Here is a 1,064-nt window from a genome sequence, read left to right as displayed (position 1 = left end):
CGAAGCCGCCGCGCGCCGCTTGCGCGCGGCGGTGCAGGCGGCGCTCGGCGCGTAACCGCGCCGTCGCCCGAGGAAAGGACAACGACATGGAAGCAGTGCTCAGCATCGCGGGGTCGGATTCCAGCGGCGGCGCGGGCATCCAAGCCGACATCAAGACCATCGCCGCGCATCGCCTGTTCGCCGAGACGGCCGTCACGGCGCTCACGGCGCAGAACACCCTCGGCGTGACCGACGTGCTCGACGTCGACCCGGCCTTCGTATCCCAGCAGATCGACGCCGTGTTCGAGGACATCCGCCCCGCCGCCGTGAAGGTGGGCATGGTGTCGTCGGCCGCCATCATCGAGGCCGTCGCCGACGCGCTCGAGCGCCACGGGGCGGCCAACATCGTGGTCGACCCCGTCATGGTGGCCACGAGCGGCGCGCGCCTCATCAGCGAGGACGCCGTCGAGGCCCTGAGGGCGCGCCTGCTGCCCCTCGCGGACGTGGTCACGCCGAACATGCCGGAGGCGGAGGTGCTGTGCAGGTTCGCGGTGGACGATGACGCGTCCATGGAACGTGCCGCCCGCGAGCTGGCCGGGCGGGTGCGGGGCGCCGCGCTCGTGAAGGGCGGTCACAGCTTCGCGCGCGCCGACGACGTGCTCGTGGCGCATGCGGACGCACCGGCGCTCTGGTTGCGAGCGGAGCGCATCGAAACCGAGAACACCCACGGCACCGGCTGCACGCTCTCGTCGGCCATCGCCTGCGGCCTCGCGAAGGGCCTTCCGATGGAGGAAGCGGTGCGCGCCGCTAAGGCCTACGTGCACGGCGCCCTCGCCTCGGGCCTCGACCTGGGGAAGGGCAGCGGCCCGCTCGATCATATGTGGGAATGAGGCGAGGAGACGGGGGCAACGTCCCCTTCCCCCGAACCTACCGCTCGAACACGCAGCGGCCGCCCATGAACGTGGCCAGCACCTTCGTCTTCTGGATATCCTCCGGATCGCAAGCCAGCAGGTTGCGGTCGAGCACGGCGATATCGGCCAGCTTGCCTGTCTCGAGGGTGCCCAGCTCGCGCCGGCGCCCCGCCG

Annotated in this window: 1 protein-coding gene; it reads left to right on the top strand. The window is 71.5% G+C overall.

The features are described 5' to 3' along the window. The first annotated feature begins 86 nt into the window (after positions 1–86). A complete protein-coding gene (thiD, locus tag GPA_RS09565; protein ID WP_015539740.1) occupies positions 87–869 on the top strand; it encodes a bifunctional hydroxymethylpyrimidine kinase/phosphomethylpyrimidine kinase in 783 nt (260 codons plus the stop codon). The last annotated feature ends 195 nt before the right edge of the window (positions 870–1,064 follow it).

Origin of the sequence: Gordonibacter pamelaeae 7-10-1-b, from assembly GCF_000210055.1 — a bacterium.
Classification (GTDB): Bacteria; Actinomycetota; Coriobacteriia; order Coriobacteriales; family Eggerthellaceae; genus Gordonibacter; species Gordonibacter pamelaeae.
The sequence above is the reverse complement of the archived record's forward strand: the minus strand, read 5'-3'. Positions and strand labels throughout refer to the sequence as shown.